The organism is Macrococcus brunensis (genome assembly GCF_004359615.1).
GTDB classification, from domain to species: Bacteria; Bacillota; Bacilli; order Staphylococcales; family Staphylococcaceae; genus Macrococcus; species Macrococcus brunensis.
The window spans coordinates 71926-92300 of the sequence record NZ_SCWA01000005.1 but is presented as its reverse complement, the minus strand read 5'-3'; the positions used below and the strand labels follow the sequence as shown (position 1 = coordinate 92300).

Genomic DNA, 20375 nt, shown 5'->3' with positions numbered 1-20375 from the left:
AATGACCTCCTTGATTAACAATTTATTATACCATTTGATGGATATAAATCACATGATTAAGAAAATGATTTTCATGGAATGTTCATCTAATACATCTTGTTAAACTAGAATTACCATGCTAATATTTAATTGAAAATGATTATCACAATCAAATAAGAAGGTGTCTAAATGATTCATGCAGCTAATGCCGAAATCGGCGGTACTTATTTTGTTAAATCTATCAGTTTTGATAATCCGGTGTTACAGCACCGTCTAAATGCGCTCGGCCTGTCAGTCGGCAGCATGCTGAAAGTTCAGCGTAAAAGCCTTTTTAAAGGTCCGTGCGTCTTTGATATAGAAGGACAGTATATCTGTATACGGAACTGCGATGCATGCAAGATCATGCTGGAAGCCGCTCATGACTAACACGTTCTGTATTCTCGGCAATCCGAATGTCGGGAAAACATCCCTCTTCAATGCACTGACCGGTTCATATGAATACGTGGGCAACTGGAGTGGTGTAACGGTTGAAAAGAAAATCGGTAAGCTCAAGAAGAACTATGGTAACCTTGTGGATCTGCCGGGTACTTATGACCTGCTCCCTATATCAAAAGACGAGACCGTCGTCACACGATTTCTGCTGCAGGAATCTTTCCAAGGCATGATCAATATCGTTGATGCCTCGCAGCTGCGCCGAAATCTACTCCTGACTATCCAGCTGATGGAATACGGAGCACCGATGATGATGGGTCTCAATATGGTTGACGTCTCAGCTAAACGTGGCTACCGTATTGATATAGACTTATTGATGCGTCGTCTGAAGATTCCTGTCATTCCTGTCGTAGCACGCACAGGCAAAGGGACGCATGAAATACTGGAGGCTGTCAATGACCGTCATCTGTCAGCTGCCCGATTGTCGCTTCGCTATGATGACAGAATAGAGGCGCTTATCACGAAAATCATGCCGACATTCAGCGGACTTACGCTCAACAGGCGTCATCATCGTTTTCTCGCTGTCCAGTTTCTGATGGATAATCCAGCTGTCATTGAATATGTGGGTTATGATGCGACGCGAGAACAATTAAAAGAACAGATTGATTTCCCTGTCAAAGAACTCATCTTAAAAGCACGTCAGAATAAAATCACTGAAATCCTAGAAGGTGTCGTGACGAAACCTGAAGTCTATAAGACACCTTTGACAGAGACAATCGATAGTATTGTCACACACAAATATTTCGGCATGCCTATTTTCCTGCTGTTAATGTGGCTGATTTTTCAGACGACATTCACCTGGATCGGTACACCGCTCTCAGATCAGCTGGATGCATTTTTCGGTGGTCCATTAACAGACTGGGCACACACCATCATGACAAAGCTCGGTGTGGTCGAATTTCTGCAGAATCTAATCACTGACGGTATTATAGCGGGTGTAGGCGGTGTCCTAGTCTTCGTCCCTCAGATTCTAGTCTTATTCTTCTTCATCTCACTGCTCGAGGACTCAGGTTACATGGCGCGTATCGCAGTGATTATGGACCGTTTAATGGAGTTCTTCGGACTGAACGGCAAGTCATTCATCCCGATGATTATCGGCTTCGGGTGTAATGTGCCAGGTATTATGGCTGCACGTAGTATCGAAGAAGAGAAAGAACGTCTGACGACTATTTTAATCGCACCTTTCATGTCCTGTTCTGCACGATTGCCTGTCTATGCACTCTTTGCCGGTATATTCTTCAAGGAGAATCAGGCTTTAATTGTGTTGAGCCTGTACATCATCGGTGTTGTCGTTGCTTTATTCATGAGTTTTATTCTATCGAAGACACTCCTGAAAAATGACACTTCAATCTTCGTGATAGAACTGCCGCCCTATCGTTTACCATCGATTAAAACTTTATGGCGTAGCACATGGGAAAAAGGAAAAGGGTTCGTCAAAAAGGCGGGGACATTTATTTTCGGAGGATCTGTATTGATCTGGCTCTTAAACTACACAGGGCCAGCCGGCCTCAATGTAGGGATCGGCGACAGTTACCTTGCGATGATTGGCGGCGTAATCGCGCCGCTCCTTGCCCCTCTTGGTTTTGGTACATGGCAGGCGGGTGCTACACTGATTCCAGGCTTTTTAGCTAAAGAAGTCATCGTCAGTGCGATGGCTATCATCTATGCGGTCAGTGATGATGCCTTGATACAGGTGATTCATAGCCAGTTCACGCCGCTGACTGCCTATGCGTTCATGCTTTTCATCCTGTTATATATCCCCTGTCTGTCAACAGTCGCTGCTATTCGTAAAGAAACAAGTTCATGGAAATGGACATTTCTCGCAATGCTCTATCCTATCGCAGTTGCCTATTTCTTAACGTTTGCTGTCTATCAGCTCGGCCAATTGTTCATTTAAGGAGGCTCTTATGTCATTATTCATCAATATTCTGCTCGCCTTACTCATATTTGGATATGCTGCTTTTACACTGGTCAAATTCTTCAAAAAATCCAAAGAAGGTAAATGTAACAGCTGCTCTGTCAATCATGACTGCGGCTGTGACATACCTAGAGACAAACCTCTATAGGTTCTGTCTCTTTTTTTGTATACTGAAACAAAAGGGGGACGTATGATGAATGAGTTTATTGCACTCGATTTCGAGACAGCAAATGGTCAGCCGGCAAGTGTCTGCAGCGTCGGTATGGTGAAAGTGCAGGGCAATATGATGACGGAGACGTTTTATACACTCGTCAACCCTGAGACATACTTCTCTAAAGGCAATATTGCTGTACACGGCATTAAGCCGGAAGACGTAGTAGATGCACCGATATTCCCTGACGTCTTCCCGCATATGATGGATTTCATTGGTGATCTGCCTGTCGTCGCTCACTTTGCGCGTTTTGATATGAGTGTGCTCTATCAGTCGATTGAACGCTATAATCTTGAGCTGCCGACTATGCCTTACTTCTGTTCATGTAACATGGCGCGCAAAACAGTCAAAAATCACAGCTACAGCTTGAAAAATATGATGAAGTTCTATGACCTCGATTTTCACGGGCATCACCATGCTTTGAACGACGCTAAAGCAAGCGCTATGATCACGCTCCGCCTGCTGAAACACTATGATTCACTGGAAGACTATCTCAAACGTCACCGTTCGTATTTGTCCGGTATGAAATACAAGAAAAGCCAGCAGATGAGCCGCTATAATGCAGAGCTGAATGCCATTAAACCGTCGACGAAAGATTTTGATCTGACTCATCCTTTTCATGATAAAAAGATTGCAATATCGGGGACCCTGCATCTGAAACGAAAAGATATCGTCCAGTATATCGTGGATCACGGCGGACAGTATGAGACTGATGTCGAGCAGGCTGATATCTATCTCTTCGGCAAACAAAAGAACAATAAACCTTCCGCTAAAGACAATGCGATCACTAACCGGATAGCCCGCGGTGAAGAGGTTCAGCTGATCAGTGACGACAAGTTAAAACAATTGATCGAGTTCTATAAATAAAACCATGTCCTATGGACATGGTTTTATTTGCGTCTATATTTAATATTCTGTCTGATGCTGTCTCGTGATACCGGTCTCTCCAGTTTGTGGTCTACCCAGAACAGGAACACTGCAAGTACAATAATCCCTAGTAGTTTCCAAAGGTCAAAGCCATTATTCCATGTATCCATCACAAAGAGGGCGAATAACAAGGCGACAATACCAATAATAGAAAATTTAAATTTCATCTTACTCACTCTTTCCGTTGTATAAAATCATATATCGTCATATTTTCGAAACGCTTCTCCTTTAAATTCCCCACTGTGACACCGATTAAACGTATCGGTCGTTCCGTCGATTTCACTTCGGTATAAAGATGGTAGGCGATATTATAGATTGCATCTGCTTCAGTGATGTGTTCTGGAAGCTTAAGCTGTTTCGTCACCGTAGTGAAATCAAATTCCTTAATTTTAACAGTTACAATATCTCCTGCAAAATGATGCTGACTCAGTTTGTCGCTGACCTGTTTAGCGAGCTTTCGAATAACTGCTAGTATTTCTTCGTCATCATTTTTATCCACTTCAAATGTCGTCTCTTTACCTATCGATTTACGTGTCCTTTCAGAACTTACAGTATCATCACCTATGCCACGCGCATAGCGGTATAACTTCGGGCCTCTTTTGCCGAACCAGTTGATGAGGTCGCGTTCTGTCTGGTTGAATAAATCCTGTCCTGTTTCAATACCGAGTGTTTTCATCTTCTCTTCAGTGACTTTACCGACACCCGGAAAATCTCCGATGGGCAGCGGCATAAGAATATCATGCACATTACCATGATGAATAATCGTCAGCCCGTCCGGTTTATTCATACCGGATGCCATTTTAGCGAGAAAACGATTATAAGATACACCAGCTGAGCAAGTCAACTGTGTTGCTTCCAGCACATCACGTTTAATATAACGGGCCACTTGTGAAGCCGGCATATCTCGTCTGACAAGATGGGTGATGTCAAGATAAGCTTCATCTAGAGAAACGGGTTGAACAAACTCGGTATAACTTTTGAAAATCTCCATAATCGTGGCAGAGACTTCCCGGTAGACATTGAAGTGCGGTGTCACATAATAACCATCCGGGCAGAGCTGATGCGCCCGACTCATCGGCATCGCTGAATGAACACCAAATTTCCTTGCCTCGTAACTCGCTGTTGAGACGACACCTCTGGAACTCGATTTACCGCCTACGATAACGGGTTTCCCTTTAAGCTTCGGGTTATCACGCTGCTCAATCTGCGCATAGAATGCATCCATATCGACATGAATGATTCTTTTCTCCATCTGCTTACCCCTTTAAGGTCATCTTGCAGACAGCTTCAACATGCGTCGTCTGCGGGAACATATCGACTGGTGTAATCTCATCGATATGGTACTTCTCTTCCAGCAGCTGTATATCACGCATCAAGGTTGAAGGATTGCAGGATACATAGACGATACGATTCGGTTCAAGCTCCAGTAACGTCTCAACAAAGACAGAATCACAGCCTTTACGCGGCGGATCAACCATAACGACGTCTGGTCTGATGCCATCTTCACGCCACTTCAGAATAACATCTTCTGCTTTGCCCGCTTCAAAATGTGTATTTGACAAGTGATTGAGAGCAGCATTCCGCTTCGCATCTTTAATCGCTTTCTCTACTATTTCGACACCGTAGACACGTTCAGCATGTGTCGCCATAAATAGGCCGATTGTGCCGATGCCGCAGTAAGCATCAATGACATTCTGTTTCTCTTCCAGTTCTGCATATCGCAGAGCTTTTCGGTACAGTTTCTCTGTCTGCTCATGATTCACCTGATAGAAACTCATGTCTGAAATTTCAAAAGTCAGCGTGTCCAGCTGGTCATGGATAAAGTCATTGCCCCGAATCGTCTTTGACTGTCTGCCGAGAATCACATTCGTCTTTTCACTGTTGATATTCTGTCTGATACTCGTCACATCAGGAAAACGTGTCATCAGTTCATCCGCAATCTGTTCAAGTTCCGGCAATTGCTTGCTTTTCGTCACGAAGACGACCATCGTTTCGTTCACTTTCGTTCCGCTGCGGAGCACGATATGCCGAAGGTTCCCTCTATGCTTGCGTTCATCATAAATGCTGACATTGTACTTCGTAAGCAGCTGTCGAATCGTGTTCATCAGTTCATCGTGGCTTTCTTTCTGAATCAGACACTCTTCTATCGGCACAATATCATGTGAACGCGGTCTGTAGAAGCCTGTTACAATGCCATCCTGATACTGGACAGGCAGCTGACTTTTATTGCGGTAACGCCAAGGGTTGTCCATCCCTATAATGTCACGAACCGGAATATTGAGCTTCGTCATCTTATGAACTAAGTTTTTTACCTGGTTTTCCTTCATAGTGAGCTGCGCGCTATAGCGTAGATGTTGTATATTACATCCTCCGCACTGCTGATAATAGATGCAAGGAGGCACCACGCGGTCCGGACTTTCTGTTTCAATGGACATCACTTTGCCGATACCAAATCCTTTATTCTGCTTGATCAGCTTGAAAGTGACCGTTTCGTCTTTCACAGTCTTTGGGATAAAAATAGGATAACCTTCTATTTTGACAACACCGTTACCTTCGTGTGTATAATCGATAACTGTGCCTGTTAATATATCGTTTTTCTTCATTCATTTCTCTCTTTCATATTAAGTTCGACGATGATAAAGTCATCTGCCGCATCTGCCACTTTTCGTGCCGGATACCCAAGTAAGACGTCTTCAGCATGTCGACTCGTTTTCATGCGGTAAGTCCCGTCCTCAGTGAATCTGAACGGCCATGCCGCCTTGAAATCACAGCCTTCTTCCTTGATATATTCTATCACAGTTTCTCTGACATCAACATCGAGCACTTCGCCTTCCAGACTTTTTAGAAATGGCGTGAAGTTCAGCCTGTAATCATTGGTCAGCACTGTAAATTCATCATCCGGTTCTACAGCCCGCCCCTCAAATGTCAGGCCTTGAATACGCACGCTGTCTGTCACCTGCACCGCTGCATGGTTATAGCGTGCCGGCACACTCAGATCAATCTGGTAGTCAAGCTCGTAGAAGATATCCATGTTGTAGCTCGGGAAGCCCGGTGCAATAGACTGATTATCTTTGACAATCAGCTCATCACTATAACAATTAAAAGCAGAAGCACTCCATTCGAGCCACTCTTTCAATACTTTTCCTGTTACCTTAACTGCTGCAAGCTTGTTCGGAAAGCGGTAAATACTGATAGCGTCTTTAATCGTCAGAGAGCCTGGTGAAATCATAACGTAATCACTCGCACCATCTCGCCCTGCCTTTAAGGGCGCAGAAGTAGAAATCAGGTTAGGTATATCTCCACGCAACTTCTCATATGCTCTTCTACCGCTTCTTGCCACTATTTCAACTGCTCTGCTCGGCGCCAGCTGGCTGAAGAAGCTATCGATATAGTGTTCTGTCTGACCGATTTCTTCATTGATATAATCGAATATAGCCTGATGTGTCGTCTCATTGAGTTCAACAAGGGCCGGATCAATCACCGTATTATTTTTCAGCTCGATGACTTCAGAATGTCCAGACTCGACTTCAAAACCATTCTCAGTCTTTTTCAGCGTCAGTTCAATCCGGCCGAGATGGCTGCCGAAAGAAGCCGGCTGTACCGCATAAACGTGATGAATACGACTTCCATCAATATAGTCAGCTGTTAATGTATCAGAGGGGAAGAGCTGATGTGTATGACCGAAAATAATCGCATCGATATCATCAATCGTGCTGATACGGTGAACCTGGTTCTCAAGCCCATCTTCGTCTGGCAGTGAGGCATCAAATCCTGTATGACAGAGGCAGACCACAACGTCACAATGCTTCTTCAGTTCAGCTGCACATGCTTTGGCAGTCTGATACATATCCTGAACCACAACTTTACCATGCAGCCATTTATCATCCCACATCAGAATCTGTTCAGGGACGACGCCTGTCACCCCAACTCTGATTGTTTCACCGTCACTGAATGTCTTCTCAATGACAGTATAAGGATTAAAAAGATAGTCACCTTCTACAGTCCTGATATTGCAGTTGACGACCGGAAATTCTGCCTGGGCGAGCGTGGACTTCAGATAATCAAGACCATAGTTGAACTCATGGTTACCAAGTGTCATCGCATCATATCCGACTGCATTCATCATCTGCATCACCGGGTGCCGCTCTGGTCTTTTATCGGCTGCGTAATCTGCAATCAGATTGCCCTGCAGAATATCACCGTTATCCAGTACAACAGTCTGTGTTTCTTTCTGCTGATTCTCTTCGACAAGCGCCTTGATCTTACTTCCTGCTAAAATCAGACCATTTGTCTCCTGTTCAGTTCCTAAAAAGTAATCATATAAACTTAAATGAGCATGCATATCCGTTGTGCTGAGTATTGTTAGTTGATAAGTCATCTGTCCTCCACCTTTCTTTTCTATTTTATTCCACTGATAGTTCGTTGTCACATAGATTACTTAAAAACGATATGGGTATAGTCTATTAAACTAATTTAAAGGAGACTACAATCATGTATAACGATTTAAAAGATAAAGTGGCACTCATCACAGGCGGTGCTTCTGGTATCGGTAAAGCGATTGCTGAACGTTATGCCGAAGAAGGTATGAAAGTTGTCATCAATTATCATTCAAGAGAAGACGAAGCGAGTGAACTAGTAGAATCTATTAAAGCTAAAGGCGGCGAAGCAGTTGCCGTTAAAGCTGATACAACTAACGAAGAAGAATTCCTCAGTCTATTCCAAAAAACAATCGATACATATGGCGCTCTCCATGTTATGGTCAATAATGCAGGTATGCAGAAGGATATCGTCAGTCACGAAATGTCGACAGATGAATTTGATAAAGTGATGAACGTCAACTTGCGTGGCACTTTCATCGGCTCTCGTGAAGCGATCAAGCATTATATGGAGAAGAAATATAAAGGCGTTGTCATCAATGTCTCAAGTGTACACGAAATCATTCCATGGCCGCATTATGCTCAGTACTGTGCAAGTAAAGGTGGCGTCAAGCTTCTGACACAGAGCTTAGCACTTGAATATGCCCGTGTACAGATTCGCGTCAATAATATCGCACCAGGTTCAATCAATACACCAATCAATGCTGAGAACTTCTCTACTGAAGAGAAGAAAAAAGAAGCAGACGGTTTTGTACCGATGGGTTATGTCGCTGAGCCGGAAGAAATCGCAAGCATTGCCGCATTTCTGGCAAGTAAAGAATCTAAATATATAACAGGACAGACGATTGTGGCAGATGGCGGACTCTCTCTTTATCCATCCCACCGCAACTGGGAATATGATGAACTGGCAGAATCATTTACAGACGAAATTAAATAGAGAGGATTTCTATAGAAACCACGAAACAGCGATAAACTCTAAATTTATCGCTGTTTCGTGGTTTTTCATATTATTTATTATATGAGGAAAGTCCCGCTAATGGAATCTGCAGGACTTTACGTAGTGCTATACTGCTATTTCCTAAGAGAAAAGTCCCGCTAATGGGATCTGCGGGACTTTACGTGATGCTAGACTTCTCAATTCGACTAATCTTTTATTCAACGTCTGTGACTGTATACTGATTATCGATTTTCTTCATCTTCTCAATATTATTCGAACGAGTAATATCATCAAGCGGACTGAAAATCTCTAAATGGCTTGCAAGATTGACGAAATGAGCGGGTAACACGCCCCCATATTCACCGTCGACATTCAAGTCCATCATCTCATATGAAGAGACCTTGATTTCCCGCGCCTTAATGTAATGGACTTTCGGATGATTCAGATGTTCACCGCGTGAGGCAAGGGTCAGTAAATGTCCGAACTCTGCCAGGTTCACTTTTTCGAGAAACAACAGCGTGAAGTAACCATCATTAATAGAGGCATCGGGTACTAGTTTCTCAAAGCCGCCGACAGAATTTGTCAGACCGATCAGGAACAGCATGACTTCCCCTGTGAAAACCTGCCCGTCGTATTCAATACGGACATCAGTCGGTTTAATCTCAGGCAGCATTTCCAGCCCTTTAATGTAATAAGCTAATGGACCGATCACTGTCTTCAGTTTGCTAGGAGCTTCGTAAGATACTGAAGTGATTTTACCGCCGCCTGCAATATTGATGAAGTAACGACTGTTCATTCGGCCGATATCAACCGGCACTGTAGTTCCTTCAATGATGACATCCACCGCTTCCATGATATCCTTTGGTATCATGAGCGCACGCCCAAAGTCATTGACAGTCCCCATAGGAATAACGCCTATTTTAGGGAGATCCGGCAGGTCTGCAATTCCATTGACTACTTCGTTAAGCGTGCCGTCACCGCCTGCTGCGATGATGATATCGAACTTGTCATGCACTGCTGCACGGGCCGCAACAGTCGCATCACCTGCCGCAGTTGTCGCATGCGCACTCGTCTCGTAACCTGCCTGTTCCAATTTGATCAGGACATCCGGCAATGTTTTTTTGAACAATTCTCGACCAGAAGTTGGATTATAAATAATTCTCGCTCTTTTTTTCATATCTATTCACTCTTTCGGAAGATTCCCTTGATTTTGCTAGCGTCTACGCCCACCAAATATATTGCGGACAATTTCGCGTCCTATCTGTCTGCCGACAGATGTCAGTACAGAAGTTGCCATCTTCTGCAGTTCAGACGGTTTTTCTTTCGTCGCTTTCTTGGCAGGCTGCTTTGTTTCTTTTATTTCAGGCTGCTCAGTCAGTTTCTGCTGAAGCAGTTCGTAGGCACTCTCACGGTCCAGTTGTTCTTTATAAGTCGCATAGAACGGATTCGATTCGAGGGCAATCGGTTTGCTTAAGACACCGATTTTACTTTCAGGTGGTCTGATCCATGCACGTTCAACGATACCAGGTTGTCCGTCGCTATTAAGAAAAGAAACAAGCGCTTCACCGGTTTTCAGTTCGCCGATAACTGTTTCTACGTCCAGCTCCGGGTTCTGTCTGAATGTCTCCGCTGCACTCTTCACCGCTTTCTGATCACGCGGTGTGAATGCACGTAACGCATGCTGAACACGATTACCGAGCTGACCGAGTACTTCGTCAGGTAAATCGATTGGGTTCTGTGTCACGAAATAAACACCGACCCCTTTAGAACGGATAAGGCGCACGACTTGTTCAATCTGCGTGATAAATGCCGAATTGGCGTCTTTGAATAAAAGATGAGCTTCGTCAAAGAAGAAGACAAGCTTCGGTTTATCCGCATCGCCTACTTCGGGTAGAATCTCAAACAGTTCAGTCAGCAGCCAGAGCAGAAATGTCGTATAAAGGAGGGGCTGGCGATACAGTTCAACTGCATGCAGAATATTGATGACCCCTTTACCGTTCTCCTGCTGCAGGAAATCTTCCAGTTTAAGAGCAGGCTCACTGAAGAAATGACCCGCACCTTGACTATCCAGTTCGAGCAGCTTACGCTGAATCGCACCAATAGACTGCTTCGTCAGGTTGCCATATTTCGTCGTATACTCTGCTGCATGATCACCCATATGATTGAGCAGTGACTGCAAATCCTTGAGGTCAAGGAGTGCCAGGCCTTCATCGTCACTGATTCTAAACGCCATATTCAGAATGCCCGTCTGCGTCTCATTCAGTCCCATTAAGCGGGACAGAAGAAGTGGACCCATTTCAGTCACTGTCGCACGTATCGGCGTCCCCATTTTGCCGAAAATATCCCACATTCTGACCGGAAACTGCTGCGGTTGATAATCTGTCAGATCCAGTAAAGTCAGACGTTCCTGGATCTTATCATTCATTTCCATCGGTTCGGCGAGGCTGGTTAAATCTCCTTTAATATCTGATAGGAAGACTGGAATCCCAGCTTTTGAGAACTGTTCTGTCATGACTTTAAGTGTAATGGTTTTACCTGTACCTGTTGCGCCGGCAATCAGACCGTGGCGGTTCGCCATTTTTTCTTCTATACCGATATTCTTGGCAATTTCTAGCGTCATCTTTCATCCCCACTTTATCAATAATCTCACTGTCTCTAATTTAGCTTATTCTATAAGATTACACAAAAAAAAGATTCTTTTCAGAATCTTTTCTGCCATTCTTCTGCTTCTTTTTTCAACTGCAGCATATATTCGATTTCTTTTAACTGAAATTCCATTTCGTCTTTAGCCTGCTGCTTATTTTTCAGCAGAAAATGAATATACTGTTCTTTCGCTGATACATTCTGTCTTAAGTAATCTCTGAAAAGCAGGAGTGACTTGACCTGTTTCATATCATTTTGCTCAACCCATCTAATCTGTATAGATTGTCCGCCACTCTTTTTCTCATGGATGATGCAGTCAGATGACTGTTCTACACATGTGAAGCCTTGTGCTTCAATAGCCTCCATCTGCTTCTCAACATGACGGTAGTGTTTGACGACCGGCATGATATTGATTTCATCGATGAATGGTAATCCTTCAACTGCTGAACTGCCGTATTGATGTATTTCAGTAATCGCATTTCCCAGAATTTCAATCAGCTGCTTCGACTCTTCAATAAACAAGGTTCTGTACTCCAGGAAACTGCGAGGTGTATTTTTAATCATAGTATGCCCTCACTTGTATCTCATTTCGTTTTGTAGTTCTTTAAATATAGATACATATTCAAAACATATTACCATTTTTTATAAATTATAAACATTTTAGTTCTCTCTTACTAGCAATTTCATATTTATGTTAAAATAATAGTATTGAAATCATGGAGGATTCAGATGAAAAATATACTCTTCTGGCTTTATGTAGTACTAGCAGTCTTATTAATCGGTTTCGGTTATATTTACTGGCAATCAAACGTGTCGCCCAGCCATTCCGACAGTAAAAGTAATCAAACAGAAATGAAAAAAACAGCTTTTAAAGACAAGTCACTTCAAAATATTTATAATAAAAATAAAGAGATGAATATCACTCTTCTTTCTACACCTTACCAAGTCACAGATGATAATCAAAGCTTAGCTCAGACGCTTCGTGATCACTATCCATCACTGAAGATAAATGAACAAATGATCGAGACAGCGAGTGATAAGATTGATGTGGACAAACTGAAAGATGCAAAGCCTGATGTTGTTATACTTGATGCCATGACACTCAATGATTTTACAGAGAAAGTTCCTGCTCAAGCGCACAATAAACAGCTTTCTAAAATTGTCGATGACCTTAAATCAGATCATATCGAAGTCCGAGTGATTGGCACTCGTCCTTCAACGGATAAAGCATTCAAGACTTATCAGAAAGAAGAAGAAAACTATTTCGAGGATTCTAAAACTTATTATACACAGTCGAAAAAATGGGCAAAAGATGACCTCGAAGAAAGCTATGACGCTAAAACAGAACTTCTGACTGATCAAGGTCTCGATATCTGGTATGCCAATCTCACAGACTATCTCTTCAAAAAGTAAATTTCATATATTTTGCATCTACCCGATTAAATCTTATTTTAACGGGTAGTTTTTTTGTATTAAAGAGCGGAGAGAACAATAATGGATAAAAAATTGCAAAGAAAAGTACTGACAGCAAGCCTTGTCGGCTCATCAATAGAATGGTTTGATTTCTTTCTTTATGCTTCAGTAGCAAGCGTGATCTTCAATAAACACTTTTTTGTGACAGGTGATCCTGCTGTCTCGACCATGATTTCCTATTTCGGTATTGCGATTTCATTCTTTATTCGTCCCTTAGGCGGCGTTATTTTCGCGCATATCGGCGACCGAATGGGCCGTAAAAAAACACTGGTGATGACGTTGACCATGATGGGTGTTGCCACTGTCTGTATCGGTCTGCTCCCTACATATGAAACAGCTGGTATATGGGCACCGGTCCTTCTCCTGCTCCTTCGCTTAGTGCAGGGACTGGGTATCGGCGGTGAATACGGTGGATCATTACTGCTCGCAACAGAGTATGCACCGCATGACCGTCGCGGCTTTTACGGCAGCTTTCCACAGCTCGGCGTCCCGATTGGTCTTGTACTCGGATCACTCGCCTTTTTTATTATGACATCTATTCTGAATGATGATCAGTTTACACTGTACGGCTGGCGTATTCCTTTTATCATGAGCGGCTTTCTTGTCGCTTTCGGTCTCTGGATCAGAACAGGTCTTGAAGAAACACCCGATTATAAGGCAGCTGTCAAAAATGGTTCTGTCCCGCGTATTCCGTTACTTTATACGTTTAAGCACCACTGGAAAGAAGTCATTATTACCTGCTGCGCTAAATTTGTGGAAACAGCACCTTTCTACTTGTTTTCAACATTTATTGTCGGTTACGGTACCAAAACTCTCGGTTTTTCCTTTGATACGATTATGCTCATCGTTCTGACAACGGCAAGTATAACAGTCTTCATTATTCCGCTGTATGGTCGTCTGAGTGACCGTATGGGACGTAGAAAACTGTATCTGGCAGGCAGCGCCGGTATTATTCTGTTTGCATTTCCATATTTCTTATTGATTGATCAGCGGTCCGTTCTCCTGTTATTCCTGGCGACTTTCATCGGTTTAAGCGTCATCTGGTCTCCTCTCGCTGCTGTTCAAGGTACACTGTTCTCTGAAGCCTTCTCTAAAGAAGTCAGATATACAGGTGTGTCACTCGGCTACCAGGTCGGTGCAGCACTTGCTGGCGGGACTGCGCCACTGATAGCAGAATATCTGACCAGTCATTATCACAGTACTTATCCCGTTGCGATTTATCTTGTTATTGCTGCGAGTATCTCATTCATTGGCGTACTCACGCTGAATAAACAATCATCCCACGTATAAAAAAAGCTGATATGACCTGAGTCATATCAGCTTTTCATATTATCTTTTTTCCAGTTCTTCTTTCAGAATCTGGTTAACGAGTTGCGGGTTTGCCTGTCCTTTTGAGATCTTCATGATCTGACCGATAAGGAAGCCCATTGCTTTACCTTTACCGTTCTTAAAGTCTTCGATAGACTGTGGATTCGTATCAAGTGCTTCAGTGACAAATGCACGTAGCTGTTCTGGATCAGACACTTGTACAAGCCCTTGTTCTTCCATAATGACTTTCGGTGCTTTACCTGTCTCAACTGTATCTGCAAAGACTTTTTTCGCGATTTTACTTGAGATTGTACCATCAGCAAGCAGTTTCACCATTTCAGCGAGGTTAGCAGGTGTTAAAGCTGTTTCGCCTAAGTCTTTCTGGTTTTTGTTCAAGTATTCATTAACGCCGCCCATCAGCCAGTTAGATGACAATTTAGCGTCTGCACCGAGCTTCAGCGTTTCTTCAAAGAAGTCAGACATCTCTTTAGTCAGTGTCAGGACATGTGCATCATATGCAGGCAGACCATATTCATTTACATATTTTTCTTTACGCGCATCCGGCAATTCAGGAATAGATTCGCGGACACGTGCTTTCCATCCTTCGTCGATGAAGAGAGGCACTAAGTCAGGCTCTGGGAAGTAACGGTAGTCATCTGATCCTTCTTTGACACGCATCAGAATCGTTTTACCTGTAGACTCATCAAAACGACGTGTCTCCTGAAGGATCTCTCCACCCGCAAGCAGAACTTCTGCCTGACGTTTTTCCTCATGTTCTAAACCACGACGAACGTAGTTGAAAGAGTTCAGGTTTTTAAGTTCTGTCTTCGTACCGAATTCTTCACGGCCAGCTGGACGAAGTGAAATATTAGCGTCACAACGAAGTGAACCTTCTTCCATCTTACAGTCAGAGACGCCTGTATACTGGATGATTGCTTTTAACTTTTCAAGGTAAGCATAAGCTTCTTCCGGTGTACGGATGTCGGGTTCAGAGACAATCTCAACAAGCGGTGTCCCCTGACGGTTTAAATCCACTAGTGAATGACCGTCTTTATGGGTCAGTTTACCGGCATCTTCTTCCATGTGAAGACGCGTGATACCGATACGTTTTGTTTCGCCGCCTACTTCGATGTCAATATAGCCGTTTTCACCGATCGGCTCATCAAACTGTGAAATCTGATAAGCTTTCGGATTATCCGGATAGAAGTAGTTTTTACGGTCAAATTTAGTTTCTGTTCTAATATCCATGTTCAGCGCCATCGCTGCACGCATCGCCCAGTCTACTGCTGTACGGTTGACGACTGGCAGCACTCCAGGATAACCCAGGTCGATGACACTAACATTTGTATTCGGTTCTGCACCGAAATGGGCAGGTGAACTTGAGAACATTTTAGATTCAGTTTTCAGTTCAACGTGGACTTCAAGTCCGATTACTGTTTCGAAATGCATTTCATCGTCTCCTTATAATGTTTGATAACGGTCGTGTAAGTTGAATTTTTGTTCATACTGATAAGCAACATTGTAAAGCTTCTGCTCATCAAACGGTTTACCGATGATCTGCAATCCGATTGGGCGTCCGTTCTCTTCACCACATGGTACAGAAATAGAAGGTAGACCCGCTAAGTTAACAGGGATTGTCAGGATATCATTCGCGTACATTGTCAGTGGATCATTGATTTGCTCACCGATATTAAATGCAGGTGTCGGTGCAACAGGTCCAACGATGACATCGTAGTCAGCAAAGACTTTTTCGAAGTCCTGTTTGATTAGTGTACGGACTTTCTGTGCCTTTTTATAGTAGGCATCATAATAACCAGAGCTCAGGGCATATGTACCGAGCATGATACGACGTTTCACTTCGTCACCGAAGCCTTCCTGACGAGTCTTCTTGTAGAGTTCCTCTAAGTTCTGAGCACCTTCTGCCTGATAACCGTAACGGATACCATCAAATCGTGCCAAGTTAGCAGATGCCTCTGAAGACGCGATGATGTAATACGTCGCGACACCGTATTTAGCGTTCGGCAGGGACACTTCTTCAATCGTCGCACCCAGATTGCTTAATTCCTGAATGGCTTTTTCTATAGAAGCTTTCACTTCCGGTGAAACACCTTCGCCTAAATATTCTTTAGGCACTGCCACACGGAGACCTGTTAAATCTTTGTCAATGTTAGACGTGAAGTCCACATTATCAACTGGTGCACTTGTTGAATCCATCTTGTCATGACCTGCGATGACTTCAAGTACTGTCGCATTATCTTTGACGTTACGTGTTAATGGTCCAATTTGGTCTAGTGAAGAAGCGAAGGCAACTAAGCCGAAACGAGAAACACGGCCATAAGTCGGCTTCATCCCGACAACACCACAGTATGACGCAGGCTGACGAATAGAACCACCTGTATCAGAACCTAAAGTGAAAGGTACTAAGCTTGCTGCAACTGCTGCTGCACTACCACCTGAAGAGCCACCTGGTACTGCTGTGTGGTCGAATGGATTGACTGTCTTTTTGTAGTGAGAGTTCTCTGTAGAACCACCCATCGCAAACTCATCCATGTTAAGTTTACCGACAAGTACAGCATTTTCATGATTCAGTTTCTGCATGACTGTAGCATCGTAAACCGGGTCAAAGCCTGTCAGAATTTTAGAGGCACAAGTTGTCTCAACATTTTTAGTGACGATGTTATCTTTAATCCCCATCGGAATACCGAAAAGTTTACCTTCTGGTGACTGATTATCAAGTGCTTCTGCTTTTTTCATCGCATTCTCTTTATCAAGTGCGAGGAATGAATTGATGATACCATCTTCTTTTTCGATGTTTACGAAAGTATCTGCGATCAGTTCTGATGGTTTGATTTCTTTGTTGTGAATCATCTTGGATAATGATTCGATTGATTCATATCTTAATGACATTCTTATTCTCCTCCTAAGATTGAAGGCACACGGAACTGACCATCTTCTTTAACCGGTGCATTTTTCAGTACTTCTTCCTGGCTTAAACTTTGTTCCGCTGTATCAGGACGTAGAACGTTCTGCAGGTCCAGCACGTGGAAAGTCGGTTCAACGTTTTCTGTATCCACTTCTTCTAGCTGATTGGCAAAGTTCAGAATCGCCTCAAGCTGTCCGCTGAATTTAGCCGCTTCTTCTTCAGTAATTGCAAGACGTGCTAAATGGGCAACGTGTTTAACCTGATCATTTGTAATCGTTGTCATTTTTATCCTCCTAAGCATGTATAGCATCTATAAATTTTATCAAATTTACTGCAAAAAATCTAAAAAAACTAAAAATAGTTATATGAAAACGCTTTAACGCAATATATAATTAATCATGTAATAGAATATTCATAAGTTTGGAGGAAAACAAATGATTTTAGGACATACTTTTCAAAACGTCAAAATCGAAGCCACTTGGATGACTTACGTCATGATTGCCGTTTATTTCTTAATTCTCCTAGGTATTGGTTATTATGCATATAAGCAATCGACAAGTACGCTCGATGAATATATGCTTGGTGGCCGTAGCCTCGGCCCTCTTGTTACTGCCCTCTCTGCCGGCGCAGCTGATATGAGTGGCTGGATGCTGATGGGATTACCTGGTTCTGTTTATTCAACAGGTCTATCAGCTACATGGATTGCAATCGGACTGACTATCGGGGCCTGGTTAAACTATATCTTAGTTGCACCACGTCTTCGTGTATATACAGAGTTAGCTGATAACGCGATTACAATTCCAGATTTCTTTGAGAAACGCGTAAGTGACCATACACGTATCTTAAAAATTATTTCTGGTTTAGTTATCATCATCTTCTTTACGCTTTATACACAGGCCGGTATGGTTTCCGGTGGTGTCTTATTTGAAAGTGCATTCGGTCTTAACTACCACTGGGGCTTAATCTTAACAGCAGGCATTGTTATCATCTATACGCTTTTTGGGGGTTACCTCGCTGTATCACTGACTGACTTCTTCCAAGGGGTCATCATGCTGATTGCTTTAGTCATGGTGCCGATTGTAGCCATGCTTAAATTAAATGGTCTTGATACATTAGGAGACGTGGCAACACTTGAACCGACAAACCTCGACTGGTTCAAAGGGACTACGACTATCGGTATTATCTCACTCGTAGCCTGGGGTCTCGGTTACTTCGGTCAGCCTCATATTATCGTTCGTTTCATGTCGATTAAAACACATAAAATGCTGCCGGCTGCACGCCGTATCGGTATTTCATGGATGGCCGTTTCATTAATCGGTGCTTGTATGACCGGTTTAGTCGGTATTTCATTCATCCACGAATCTGGTCAGAAGCTGGATAATCCAGAGACTATCTTCGTTGTGATGAGTCAGATTTTATTCCATCCGCTGATTGCCGGCTTCTTCTTAGCAGCTATCCTGGCAGCGATTATGAGTACGATTTCTTCACAATTACTCGTAACATCCAGTTCGTTAACACAGGATTTTTACATGTTACTCCGTAAAACAAATATTCAGGACACTTCTCGCGAGAAAGAATTTGTTCTTGTCGGCCGTCTGTCAGTATTACTCGTTGCGATTGTCGCAGGTGCAATTGCCTGGAATCCTAATGATACAATCTTAAACTTAGTAGGTAATGCCTGGGCAGGCTTTGGGGCTGCATTTGGTCCATTAGTCCTTCTGTCATTGTACTGGAAAGGCCTGACAAAAGAAGGTGCCATTACAGGTATGATCCTAGGATCTCTTACAGTCATCTTCTGGATCATCATGAAAGCACCAGAACAACACGCTGCTATTTTTGATTTATATGAAATCATTCCAGGCTTCTTAATCAGTCTGATTTCAACAGTTCTTGTCAGCATGATGACAAGAAAGCCAGAACAACGTATTCTTGATGAATTCGATGAAATGGTTCGTATCGTTAAAAGTTAATACAAAAAAAGTCTTGTCCCCAAACCGGGGACAAGACTTTTTTTATTGCTGGTAAATATGAATATTCTGGTCACTGCCTTTTTCCTTCGTAATCAGGGCAAGTGGTTTGTTGTTATCGACAACAGAAATCTCGTAGCTATCCAGGCCATCAAAATACTTCTTAGACTGGTCTGCAATATGCTGAGTGACACCAATTACTTCAGCTTTGCCGAAGTAATCAAGCGGGATACTGATAGTCAGTGAACTGATTTTCTTATCCACTACATGTGCAGAGCCTATCGCCTGTGTGAAGTTCGGGAAATAGTTACTGAGCGACTCATTAAACTGTTTAAAGTTATTATTCAGACCTTCATCAATCTTTTCAGCTTCAGCAGAAGGCAAGAGCATATGGTCTTCGTCTATACTTGTCCACTTCTTGATGTTATCTCCTTTATCGCTCGTTCCATATGCGACAAAATGACCTGGCGTAATGCTTTCCGCTGATGACTGAACAAATATTGCAAAAGTAATCGGCAAGTCTTTCAGTTCCGACTTCACTCTTAGACGTGACAATATTTCATCCGCCATCTCTTTTCCTTTTGCGGCACTGATCTTCGGATCAAGCTTCTGGCTGTATACTTCGCCGTACTGTTCTTTCTGATAATAATAGACGCTGTTCATCGCGAGACCAATCGTCATGCCAGACAGTTTGTCTTTCTTCGCATCTTCTTCAGTATAGAAGTCCTGCTCCAGAATGTGAGATAAGTAAGCAGGTGAGTTCTGAGCAATTTTAACGGGATCCGTTTCACCTTTGTGAGATGGGTTTAACCCGAAATTCGCGTAAGCATTTCGTTCGATTCGTGTATCTTCATCCATCGCATCAATTTCTTCTTTCGTGAACTGGGGTTCAAGATAGCTTTGCACAGCTTCTTTAGTGAGCAGCTGACCGTCGCGGAAGAAGTATTCGTCTGGTGAATAGACTTTCTGACTGATATTCAGTAGCCCATCTTCAAATGCTTCACCGTTATAAGCGCTTGCCATATTCGTGCTCGTCAGACCACGTGCCTGGCTCTCCTTAAACGGAAGAAGTGTGCGGTAATATTCCTTTGAAATCTGAGCATCTGTCGCAATCTGTTTTTCATCTTCTGTCTGATTGGTCTTACTATTATTATGGTCACCGTTATCACTGCAGCCTGCTAGTAGCAGGGCGGATAACAGTAGTAATGATGCTTTTTTCAT

General features: G+C 43.1%; 18 protein-coding genes and 1 pseudogene. 8 read left to right on the top strand and 11 right to left on the bottom strand.

What is annotated here, in order from left to right; genetic code table 11:
• Positions 1-168: 168 nt before the first annotated feature.
• The 4 genes and pseudogenes from ERX27_RS04040 to ERX27_RS11490 all read left to right on the top strand — a co-directional run.
• Positions 169-405 carry a FeoA family protein gene (locus ERX27_RS04040; protein ID WP_133431556.1) on the top strand — a complete coding sequence of 79 codons (237 nt, stop codon included), beginning with the start codon at positions 169-171 and terminating at the stop codon, positions 403-405.
• A complete protein-coding gene (feoB, locus tag ERX27_RS04035) occupies positions 398-2368 on the top strand; it encodes a ferrous iron transport protein B (protein ID WP_133431555.1) in 1971 nt (656 codons plus the stop codon). Before ERX27_RS04040 ends, feoB begins: the two co-directional genes overlap by 8 nt.
• Before the next feature lie 10 nt (positions 2369-2378).
• On the top strand, positions 2379-2537 hold the full coding sequence (locus ERX27_RS04030) for a FeoB-associated Cys-rich membrane protein (protein WP_133431554.1): 159 nt from the start codon (positions 2379-2381) through the stop codon (positions 2535-2537).
• Positions 2538-2579: 42 nt separating this feature from the next.
• A pseudogene (locus ERX27_RS11490) lies at positions 2580-3095 on the top strand (3'-5' exonuclease); the annotation flags it as partial.
• 395 nt (positions 3096-3490) lie between these two features.
• On the opposite strand, the gene ERX27_RS04020 reads toward ERX27_RS11490, so the two are convergent.
• Genes ERX27_RS04020 through ERX27_RS04005 form a run of 4 tightly spaced genes read right to left on the bottom strand, consistent with a single transcriptional unit; the run spans position 3491 to position 7905 of the window.
• Positions 3491-3694: a hypothetical protein gene (locus ERX27_RS04020; RefSeq protein ID WP_133431552.1), complete on the bottom strand. Its 204-nt coding sequence runs from the start codon at positions 3692-3694 to the stop codon at positions 3491-3493.
• 5 nt (positions 3695-3699) lie between these two features.
• The gene (gene dinB / locus ERX27_RS04015; protein ID WP_133431551.1) at positions 3700-4779 is read right to left on the bottom strand and encodes a DNA polymerase IV; all 1080 of its coding nucleotides are present in this window, start codon (positions 4777-4779) and stop codon (positions 3700-3702) included.
• Positions 4780-4783: 4 nt separating this feature from the next.
• Positions 4784-6130: a 23S rRNA (uracil(1939)-C(5))-methyltransferase RlmD gene (gene rlmD, locus ERX27_RS04010; protein ID WP_133431550.1), complete on the bottom strand. Its 1347-nt coding sequence runs from the start codon at positions 6128-6130 to the stop codon at positions 4784-4786.
• Positions 6127-7905 carry a 5'-nucleotidase C-terminal domain-containing protein gene (locus ERX27_RS04005; protein ID WP_133431549.1) on the bottom strand — a complete coding sequence of 593 codons (1779 nt, stop codon included), beginning with the start codon at positions 7903-7905 and terminating at the stop codon, positions 6127-6129. The genes rlmD and ERX27_RS04005 overlap by 4 nt, the downstream gene beginning before the upstream one ends.
• A 113-nt stretch (positions 7906-8018) precedes the next feature.
• On the opposite strand from ERX27_RS04005, the gene ERX27_RS04000 reads away from it, so the two are divergent.
• Positions 8019-8840, top strand: coding sequence for a glucose 1-dehydrogenase (locus ERX27_RS04000; protein ID WP_133431548.1), 822 nt, complete (start codon positions 8019-8021; stop codon positions 8838-8840).
• A 214-nt stretch (positions 8841-9054) separates the two neighbouring features.
• Here ERX27_RS04000 and ERX27_RS03995 read toward each other — a convergent pair whose 3' ends face one another.
• The 3 genes from ERX27_RS03995 to ERX27_RS03985 form a co-directional block, all read right to left on the bottom strand.
• Positions 9055-10017: a diacylglycerol kinase gene (locus tag ERX27_RS03995; RefSeq protein WP_133431547.1), complete on the bottom strand. Its 963-nt coding sequence runs from the start codon at positions 10015-10017 to the stop codon at positions 9055-9057.
• A 36-nt stretch (positions 10018-10053) separates the two neighbouring features.
• On the bottom strand, positions 10054-11460 hold the full coding sequence (locus tag ERX27_RS03990; RefSeq protein ID WP_133431546.1) for a helicase HerA-like domain-containing protein: 1407 nt from the start codon (positions 11458-11460) through the stop codon (positions 10054-10056).
• A gap of 80 nt (positions 11461-11540) precedes the next feature.
• Positions 11541-12047, bottom strand: coding sequence for a GrpB family protein (locus ERX27_RS03985; RefSeq protein WP_133431545.1), 507 nt, complete (start codon positions 12045-12047; stop codon positions 11541-11543).
• Between the two features lie 165 nt (positions 12048-12212).
• Here ERX27_RS03985 and ERX27_RS03980 point away from each other — a divergent pair, with 165 nt between their 5' ends.
• On the top strand, positions 12213-12896 hold the full coding sequence (locus ERX27_RS03980; RefSeq protein WP_133431544.1) for a hypothetical protein: 684 nt from the start codon (positions 12213-12215) through the stop codon (positions 12894-12896).
• 81 nt (positions 12897-12977) lie between these two features.
• Positions 12978-14246: an MFS transporter gene (locus tag ERX27_RS03975; protein WP_133431543.1), complete on the top strand. Its 1269-nt coding sequence runs from the start codon at positions 12978-12980 to the stop codon at positions 14244-14246.
• Between the two features lie 39 nt (positions 14247-14285).
• Here the strand turns inward: ERX27_RS03975 and gatB are convergent, their stop codons facing one another.
• Genes gatB through gatC form a run of 3 tightly spaced genes read right to left on the bottom strand, consistent with a single transcriptional unit; the run spans position 14286 to position 17470 of the window.
• A complete protein-coding gene (gatB, locus tag ERX27_RS03970; RefSeq protein WP_133431542.1) occupies positions 14286-15713 on the bottom strand; it encodes an Asp-tRNA(Asn)/Glu-tRNA(Gln) amidotransferase subunit GatB in 1428 nt (475 codons plus the stop codon).
• Between the two features lie 12 nt (positions 15714-15725).
• Positions 15726-17171, bottom strand: a complete 1446-nt coding sequence (gene gatA / locus ERX27_RS03965) for an Asp-tRNA(Asn)/Glu-tRNA(Gln) amidotransferase subunit GatA (RefSeq protein WP_133431541.1) — start codon at positions 17169-17171, stop codon at positions 15726-15728.
• 2 nt (positions 17172-17173) lie between these two features.
• Positions 17174-17470 carry an Asp-tRNA(Asn)/Glu-tRNA(Gln) amidotransferase subunit GatC gene (gene gatC, locus ERX27_RS03960; RefSeq protein WP_133431540.1) on the bottom strand — a complete coding sequence of 99 codons (297 nt, stop codon included), beginning with the start codon at positions 17468-17470 and terminating at the stop codon, positions 17174-17176.
• A gap of 151 nt (positions 17471-17621) precedes the next feature.
• Here gatC and putP point away from each other — a divergent pair, with 151 nt between their 5' ends.
• Positions 17622-19157, top strand: a complete 1536-nt coding sequence (putP, locus tag ERX27_RS03955; protein WP_133431539.1) for a sodium/proline symporter PutP — start codon at positions 17622-17624, stop codon at positions 19155-19157.
• Between the two features lie 42 nt (positions 19158-19199).
• On the opposite strand, the gene ERX27_RS03950 is transcribed toward putP, so the two are convergent.
• Complete coding sequence (locus ERX27_RS03950; RefSeq protein ID WP_133431538.1) at positions 19200-20375, bottom strand: CamS family sex pheromone protein; 1176 nt, start codon at positions 20373-20375, stop codon at positions 19200-19202.